This is a genomic window from uncultured Campylobacter sp., assembly GCF_938045595.1.
Classification (GTDB): Bacteria; Campylobacterota; Campylobacteria; order Campylobacterales; family Campylobacteraceae; genus Campylobacter_B.
The window spans coordinates 1-7,724 of the sequence record NZ_CALIBB010000022.1 but is presented as its reverse complement, the minus strand read 5'-3'; the positions used below and the strand labels follow the sequence as shown (position 1 = coordinate 7,724).

At 46.1% G+C, this 7,724-nt stretch carries 8 protein-coding genes and 1 pseudogene; 2 read left to right on the top strand and 7 right to left on the bottom strand.

All coding sequences use genetic code 11. The features are described from left to right. From Q0340_RS00755 to Q0340_RS00740, 4 genes are all read right to left on the bottom strand, one after another. Nucleotides 1-322, bottom strand: a 322-nt coding sequence (locus Q0340_RS00755; RefSeq protein WP_298081761.1) for a phosphoenolpyruvate carboxykinase (ATP), incomplete at its 3' end; no start/stop codon positions are given. Between the two features lie 132 nt (nucleotides 323-454). Continuing rightward, nucleotides 455-2,293 carry a biotin/lipoyl-containing protein gene (locus tag Q0340_RS00750; RefSeq protein ID WP_298081760.1) on the bottom strand — a complete coding sequence of 613 codons (1,839 nt, stop codon included), beginning with the start codon at nucleotides 2,291-2,293 and terminating at the stop codon, nucleotides 455-457. A 41-nt stretch (nucleotides 2,294-2,334) separates the two neighbouring features. Continuing rightward, complete coding sequence (locus Q0340_RS00745; RefSeq protein WP_298081759.1) at nucleotides 2,335-3,696, bottom strand: TRAP transporter large permease subunit; 1,362 nt, start codon at nucleotides 3,694-3,696, stop codon at nucleotides 2,335-2,337. A 93-nt stretch (nucleotides 3,697-3,789) separates the two neighbouring features. Beyond that, entirely contained in the window at nucleotides 3,790-4,359 is a 570-nt protein-coding gene (locus Q0340_RS00740) for a TRAP transporter small permease subunit (RefSeq protein ID WP_297961394.1), read from the bottom strand. Nucleotides 4,360-4,455: 96 nt separating this feature from the next. Between Q0340_RS00740 and Q0340_RS00735 the strand changes: the two genes are divergently transcribed. Beyond that, the gene (locus Q0340_RS00735) at nucleotides 4,456-5,067 is read left to right on the top strand and encodes a disulfide bond formation protein B (RefSeq protein ID WP_298081758.1); all 612 of its coding nucleotides are present in this window, start codon (nucleotides 4,456-4,458) and stop codon (nucleotides 5,065-5,067) included. Nucleotides 5,068-5,087: 20 nt separating this feature from the next. Here Q0340_RS00735 and Q0340_RS00730 read toward each other — a convergent pair whose 3' ends face one another. Both Q0340_RS00730 and Q0340_RS00725 read right to left on the bottom strand, forming a co-directional pair. After that, nucleotides 5,088-5,480, bottom strand: coding sequence for a prepilin-type N-terminal cleavage/methylation domain-containing protein (locus tag Q0340_RS00730; RefSeq protein ID WP_297941976.1), 393 nt, complete (start codon nucleotides 5,478-5,480; stop codon nucleotides 5,088-5,090). 63 nt (nucleotides 5,481-5,543) lie between these two features. After that, nucleotides 5,544-6,317: a 3'(2'),5'-bisphosphate nucleotidase CysQ gene (locus Q0340_RS00725; protein ID WP_298081757.1), complete on the bottom strand. Its 774-nt coding sequence runs from the start codon at nucleotides 6,315-6,317 to the stop codon at nucleotides 5,544-5,546. A 149-nt stretch (nucleotides 6,318-6,466) separates the two neighbouring features. On the opposite strand from Q0340_RS00725, the gene Q0340_RS00720 reads away from it, so the two are divergent. Further along, nucleotides 6,467-7,153, top strand: coding sequence for a SapC family protein (locus Q0340_RS00720; RefSeq protein ID WP_298081756.1), 687 nt, complete (start codon nucleotides 6,467-6,469; stop codon nucleotides 7,151-7,153). A gap of 386 nt (nucleotides 7,154-7,539) precedes the next feature. Here the strand turns inward: Q0340_RS00720 and Q0340_RS00715 are convergent. Then, nucleotides 7,540-7,724, bottom strand: a pseudogene (locus tag Q0340_RS00715) (oxidoreductase); the annotation flags it as partial.

Here is a 7,724-nt window from a genome sequence, read left to right as displayed (position 1 = left end):
ATGCGTCTTGGATAAAGATTTCCTTGCCGCTTAGCTGAGCTTTAGCTTTGGCTAAAAGCTTGTCAAAAAGCTCTTTTGAGATAGGCTGATTTATCTTGCCCCAGGCGATGTATTTTTGGCTCGGGTCCTGCTTTACGAAGTACTTATCCTTTGGGCTGCGACCCGTAAAGATGCCGGTATCGACCATAAAGGTGCCGTTGCTTGACACGCGTCCCTCGCCCATAGCCTTTTCAAGCTCGAAAAGCTCGTCGTAGCTTAGGTTGTGATTGATTTTTTTGATATTTTTAAGACCTAGTTTATCCAAATCGTTCGGAGTTGTCATTTTGCGTCCTTTTTAAATTAAATTTTGATAAAAGATTGCGCTATTATAGCTTAAAATTTAGGTGAGCTCGCTTAAGCACCGAGGATGATCGCCATGAAATTTAGGCGGAAGCGTCCGCCTAAATTTTAAAGCTTATCTTAAAATCGCGAGCACCTGATCGGCATCGACCGTATCGCCTTGAGCGACTAAAATTTTATCGATTACGCCATCACGCGGGCTTTCGATATTTATCTCCATCTTCATCGCTTCAAGAACGATGACATTCTGCCCCGCCTTAACAGCGTCGCCTTCCTTTATTAAAATTTTAAATACGTTGCTAGGAAGCGTCGCTTTTACTTCGTTGTCGTCCGTACCACATCGCGCATCACCCGCGGGCTGCTTGCTGGTAGAGTCTTGCGACTGCGGCTTTGCGGGCGCTGAGGTATCGAAGCTGACGTCGTATCGATCGCCGTTTACGAGCACGTTTTGTCCGGCAAATTCTACGCTGTAAATTTTGCCGTTAATCTTAACGTCAAATTTGCCGTTTTTAGAAATACCGCTTTGATGGCTTGCGGCGGGTGCTACGTCCTCTTTTTTACGACTCATCACCTTGCCCTCGCCTTTTAAAAACGCGATGCCCTTTTCTTTGCACGCAAGTGCGATGAATATGTTCTCCTCGCTAGGCTCGATGCCCTGCTCGCGTAGAATTTTCTGCGCATACGCAACGCTCTTGCTCTCGTCGGTATCGGCGATATCTACGGCATGCTTCGTCGTAGGCTCTAAGCCCAGCTGCTCCGCCGCCATCTTAATCACGCCCTCGTCGGGTTTAACGGGCGTTTTGCCGAAATAACCTAACACCATCTTGCCGTAGCCCTCGGCGATCTTTTTCCACGGGCCGAACATTACGTTGTTAAACGCCTGCTGGAAATAAAACTGACTAACCGGCGTCACGCTCGTGCCGAAACCGCCCTTTTCGACGACCTCTCGCATAGCCTTGATGACGGCTGGAAATTTGTCTAAAATTTTATTATCGCGCATCATCTGAGTGTTTGCTGTAAGCGCGCCTCCCGGCATCGGCGAAAACGGAATGAGCGGGCTTACCTGCGTAGCCTCTGGCGGCATGAAGTAATCCTTCAAGCACTCGCCCAAAACCTCTTCGTATTTTAAAATTTTCTCTGCATCCAGCCCCAGATCGAAATTTTGCCCCTTCGTCGCGTGCAACAGCGTTAGGATATCCGGCTGGCTCGTGCCGCCGCTTACGGGATGTGCGGCAAGGTCGATGCCGTCTACGCCCGCAACGAGCGCAGCCTGGTAGCATGCGACGCTAACGCCCGCCGTCTCGTGAGTGTGCAGGCGGATATGCACGCCGTCGCCTAAAATTTTACGCGCGCGCTTGATCGTCTCATAGACCTTCTGCGGGCTGCTGGTGCCGCTTGCGTCTTTGAAGCAGACGCTGTCGAACGGAATCTGCGCGTCTAAAATTTGACGCAGAATTCTCTCATAAAACGCTGCGTCGTGCGCACCGCTACATCCCGGCGGCAGATCCATCATCGTGACTACGACTTCGTGTTTGAGTCCGTGGCGATGTATGCACTCGCCGCTAAATTTTAAATTTTCCACGTCGTTTAGCGCGTCGAAATTTCTAATCGTCGTCGTGCCGTGCTTAGCAAAAAGCTTGGCGTGCAGATCGATGATCTCGCGGCTGCCGGTATCGAGCGTGACGGTATTGACGCCGCGGCTAAGGGTCTGCAGGTCCGCCTCAGGCCCCACGATGCTTCTAAATTTATCCATCATCTCAAAGGCGTCTTCGTTTAGGTAAAAATACAGGCTCTGAAACCGCGCGCCGCCGCCAAACTCAAAGTGCGTGATGCCGGCGTCCTTGGCCGCGCTAACGGCAGGCAAGAAGTCCCGCATCGCCACGCGCGCGCCAAAAACTGACTGAAATCCGTCGCGAAAGGTCGTATCCATAATGTCGATAAGCTTTTTAGCCATTTTTAGCTCCTAGGTTAAATTTAGCGTGAATTTTAATATTTCTAGCCTAAAAAAGCTTTTAAACCAAAAACTCCCGGAAAGATTGCGAGCGTTAATAGCACTAGAATTTGCAATAAAATAAAAGGTAGCACGCCCTTGTAAATATCCGTGGTGTGGATTTGCGGCGGCGTCACGCCCTTTAAGAAAAATATCGAAAATCCAAATGGCGGCGTCATAAACGATGTTTGTAAATTTACAGCGATTAAGATCGCAAACCACACGGGATTGATATGCAAAGACTCTACTATCGGCAAAAGTATCGGCAAAATGATATATGAAATTTCAACATAATCTAGAAAAAATCCAAGCACTATGATAACTACCATCGTAAGCGCGATAAATCCCCATGCTTGACCGGGCAGATTCTCCATAAAATTTTTTACGACCTCATCTCCGCCCGTGTAAGAAAAAATCATCGAAAATGCCGTGGCGCCCATCAAAATCATAAAAACCATGCCCGAAATTTTAGCGGTATTTTTTAGCGCGTCATAGATCAGCCTAAACGAAAACGTGCGGTATAAAACAGCTAGCGCTATCGCACCCAAGCAGCCTACCGACGAGCTCTCCGTAGGCGTAGCGATGCCCGCAAAAATAGATCCCAAGACGAGCAAAATCAGCACGAGCACCGGCACGACGTTTTTAAGCGCGATAAAAATTTGCTTTGATTTGCTAAGCCCCTCTAGCGACGGAACAGGCGGCGCATAATCTTTGCAAATATATGAAATAATCGCAATATAAATCACGTAAAAACCCACTAGCACGAGCCCAGGAATAACTGCCGCAGAAAAAAGATCGCCCACAGAGACCGAAAGTATATCGCCTAAAATAATTAGCACGATCGAGGGCGGGATAATCTGCCCAAGCGTGCCCGCAGCAGCGATGGTGCCGGTAGCTAAGGGCTTATCGTAGCCGTATTTCATCATCACGGGCAAACTGATAACGCCCATAGCGATGACAGTCGCGCCCACGATGCCCGTCGTAGCCGCAAGTAACGCGCCCACCAAAACAGTGCTGATCGCCACGCCGCCTCGTACGCCGCCGAATAAAAATGCCATCGACTCTAATAAACGCTCCGCAAGGCGAGTCTTTTGTAAAATCATACCCATCAAAATAAAAAGCGGCACCGAAATTAGCAGCTGATTTTCCATAATCGAGTAAATTCTATTAGGCATCAGTGAGAAAAACTGCCTGCTCATATCCTCGAAAGCTTCGGTTAAAATTTCAAAGCCCTGCGCGTAATCCCACGCCTCACTAAGTCCGTAGATAAAGCCGAAAATCACAGCCACGGCGCCGAACGTAAACGCAACGGGAAAACCGAGTAACAGCATAAAAAGCGCTGCCGCAAACATCACTATGCCTATCATAGCTCGCCACCTTTTATCTCGCCGTGGCAAAATTCCGCCCAAGCGCGAAAAGCGTAAAATTTATAGAATTTTAAATTTAAGCTCATTCTGCCCTCACACACTCTGTGCGCCCGAAGAATTCCCACTAAGAAATTCCGAGCCTTTGTTTTCCCTAACATCAAGCAGGGCGTTAATATTTTTAATCAAAAATCCAAATGCGTAGATAAATAAAAACGCATAGCTAAGCGTGATTGCGGACTTGATGATCCAAAGATGCTGCATACCGCCGGGATTGGCACTGGCCTCATGGCTCGTATAAGCCTCGCTCACATAATCGATCGAAAAAAACGCCACGAGCGCCACGAAAGGCAAAATGAAGAATATCGTACCTAAGATATTTATGAGCGCTTTTGCAGTGGGGCTAAATTTTTCGTAAAAAATATCCACGCGAACGTGGGCATTTTCTTTGAGCGCGTAGGTCACACCGAATAAAAACATCGCCGAATATAGCCACCACGTAAGTTCTTGCATAGCGACGGAATTTGCGGCTGGAAAAAGATAACGCGCCACAACATTGTAAAAAACGACTATAACTAAAAGCGCCAAAAATACGATACTTAATACGCCTAAGATATTTGCGAACGCATCAAAAGCTCTTTCTAATTTGCGTAAAAAACCCTTCAAAATTTTACCCTTTGCTTGAAATTTTTGCTATAAAAGCTGGGATTTTAGCAAAAATATCTGCAATTTATTATAAAATTATGCGCGGAAAGGATTTTTATGATTTTAAAATTTCAAAACAGATACTCTAAAAGATTTCTCGCCTTTTGCGCTATTTGGGCGCTTTTTTGGCTAGCATTTTCATATTTTTTCTTGCAAAAATTCCTTTTTATCTATCCGGAAAGCTTTAGCATTCACGTGAGATTCGCACTTTGCGCCATAGCGCTAGGAGCGGTGATTTTAGCGGTTTGTGGCAAGGACGTTTACGGCGCGATCTGCGGATATGCGGTGTGGTTTTACGGCGCGGCGCTGGGCTTCGTATCGTCATTAAATTTAGCTAAAATTCACACGGTACTGCGAGGGAGCGGAGATATGAGCGGGATGAGCGGCTGTGGTGGAGCGGTGAAATTTTTAAATTTTGATCTAAGCGTAGTGCCAATTTTTAAGCCATTTAACAGCTGCGCATTCGACGTACCGGCGGTGCCAACCGATACAATGCTAGACGGACTGCAAGCCAAACTAACGGCGCTTTATAGCGGAGGCTGGTATCTATTCCCGGCAAGTAAAAGCGTGGATCTGGCGCAATTTTGGAGTTTTATCTTTATATTTTTCGCAATTGTTTGGATGATTGGAATTTTTCTTGGATTTTTGAATAAAAAGGCGCAGAGATAATCCCTGCGCCAAAGAAGCTACTATTGAATAATCAATAAAGCGTCAGATGTATAGACGGCATTTATATTCTTTAACCCAGGCATATCCCATACTTGGGCACATAAACCGTCCATCTTTTTTGTAAGAGTAACCTTGGTTTTGCTATCGACGGTATATGTAGCACAAGTCTTGCCTTTTACGGTAATAGGATTTTTAACATTCGTCATGTTATTAAAACCTGTCGTGCTATTATCATACTCGCCTTGCGAAGTATAATAAGCCATTAGATCAGTCAGTGATGTAGATACGTTCTGCGCTGCTCTAACGACTTCCGCATCATCACGCGTAGCTGCTAGTTTTGGAATGGCAATTGCCGCCAAAACACCTAAAATCACGATCACGAAAATTAATTCGATCATAGTAAAGCCCTTCATGTTTTTATCCTTTGATAAAAAATTTTTGGACTTATATTATAAGACGTTTACTATAAATTTAGCTTAAAAATTCTTCGCAAACTCCAACATTTCAGGTAAAAATTTCATCGCATTCGCGCCGACCGCCAAATAGTGGTTATTTATCAGGCTTTTTCCGTTATAAAGCGGCGCCTTCATCGTCTTTAGATCCACTACCGCTCCGCCGCTTTGATGCAGCAAAAAATCTCCCGCGGCGATGTCCCAAAGCGAGCAATCGCTAAATCTCGCATACGCGCTCGCACCCCCCTCGGCTAAGATGCAAAATTTTATCGCAGAGCCTTTGCGCACGAGCTGCATTTTAAATTTTTGCGCGAATTGCGGATATTTCTCGGATTTGCTATGGCGGCCGTGCATGAAGATTTGCGGCGCACTAGCGGGGCAAGCGAGCAGCGCGCCGTTTTTATAGACTCCGCCGCCATTTGAGCTATATATGTCGCCGCTTACGGGTATGCCGATTACCGCTAAAATCGGACGCCCATGCTCGATCAGCGCGATGCAGACGCAAAACTCGCCGTTGCGTGCGATGAACTCCTTTGTGCCGTCCAGCGGATCTATCAGCCAAAATCTCTCCTCGCTCATGCGCCGCTTGCTATCCAATACGCATTCTTCCGAGCAGATCGCGATACCGCTAGGCTCCAAAGTGCGCATTATCACATCATTTGCCGCAAGATCGGCATTCGTAAGCGGCGATCTGTCCGCTTTGACAAAGATATCAAATTTATCGTAGTTTTGCATTATCGCGGCATTTGCCTTTTTTGCGGCGTCCGTCGCGAGTGCTAAAAGCTCATCCAAGCCCACTTTCGCTCCTTAAATTTAACGGTGATTCTATCAAATTTAAAATTCCAAATGTCTAAATTTACACAAGTAAAAACAGCTGAAATTTTAAAACCCTTTAGAATTTTAATATTCTTTTTTATATAATTGCTAAAATTTTTTAAAGGATCAACATGACCCCAGTCGTATTAGATAGCGTTAAACACGCGGATTTGAAATATCACGCAGACGCATTTCCCACCGCGCCTTTCGTACCGGTGATCGCGCCGGAGATCCCGTTTTGCGCGGACAACCTCGTTATCGTATTTACCATTGAAAAAGAACCCAAAATGGTGGCGCTGCTAGGGCGCACCAAAAACGTTCTAATCGATAAGGATTATAAAGGAACGGTGCCTTCTTCGGTGCAGAATTATCCGTTTTTCCTAGCCCAGATCGGCGAGCAGACGGCGATCTGCTTCGATGAGGACGCGCAGCAGATCAAAGGCGACGGCGAGGCGCTTTTTAAAGACGGCAAGCCGACGCCGTTTTTGGAAAATTTAAAAGAGGTGATGAAAAATTACGCCGATTTGGATATGCGCACGCGCGTTGCGGCGGCGGAATTTCAAAAGGCGGGGATTTTAGAAGCCAAGGAGCTCGGTATCAACTCTAGCGGCAAGGAATCGTCCCTGCTGAACGGCTTTTCGGTCGTAAATCGCGAGAAGCTTTTGAAGCTAAGCGATAAAAAGCTCGCGGATTTCGCGCGCCGCGGATATCTGGAGCTAGCGTATTTCCATCTAAAAAGCCTTGCAAATTTTCAGCGCCTAGGCGATAAGATCATGCAGCTCGATCCGCCGACCGCGCCGAAAGAAGCGAAAAAATAGACGTTTTCGCCTCCTAAGTAGCTCATAATTTTTAGGATTTAATATCGCGGATTTATAAAACTTGCAAAACTTACGATCGTTTCGGGGCTTGAAGTTGCCATAACCGCATGCGAGCTTGAAGCCCTAGGAAGCTTTATTCGCGGCTAAACTAAATAAACCGCAAATTTAGTCCTAAAATTTTAGCATAGGGTTTTATAACAAAAATTTTGCAACAACACAGTACGCAAGATTCCACGCTTAAAATTTCAAGCGAGAAATTTTACTATAAAATTATATTAAATTTAAAATTTAATTTAAGTAGATCAATTTATAAAATTTTATCCACACTGCCTAAAACTTTAGTTTTAAATTTAATCCTGCTCTCGCGCTGAAATTTCATACGCGATTTATAGAAATTCCCGCGGCTCGTAGATTTGTACGCCGCGCGCGTCGCTGCTAGCCGCATTTATCATCGCGCGGGCGATACTTGCGCCGCTAAGCGGTCTAAATTTGCCGAACACGCAGGCGGGCAGCAGTTTAAAAACCGCCGCCGCAAGCCGCTCTAGCAGGCGAGTATCCGACCTCTCGCCCA

Bases quoted from the DNA above. Each gene is read 5' to 3' on its own strand.
- Q0340_RS00730 (WP_297941976.1), bottom strand. From the start codon at position 5,480: ATGAAGGGCTTTACTATGATCGAATTAATTTTCGTGATCGTGATTTTA.
- Q0340_RS00750 (WP_298081760.1), bottom strand. From the start codon at position 2,293: ATGGCTAAAAAGCTTATCGACATTATGGATACGACCTTTCGCGACGGA.
- Q0340_RS00745 (WP_298081759.1), bottom strand. From the start codon at position 3,696: ATGATAGGCATAGTGATGTTTGCGGCAGCGCTTTTTATGCTGTTACTC.
- Q0340_RS00720 (WP_298081756.1), top strand. From the start codon at position 6,467: ATGACCCCAGTCGTATTAGATAGCGTTAAACACGCGGATTTGAAATAT.
- Q0340_RS00735 (WP_298081758.1), top strand. From the start codon at position 4,456: ATGATTTTAAAATTTCAAAACAGATACTCTAAAAGATTTCTCGCCTTT.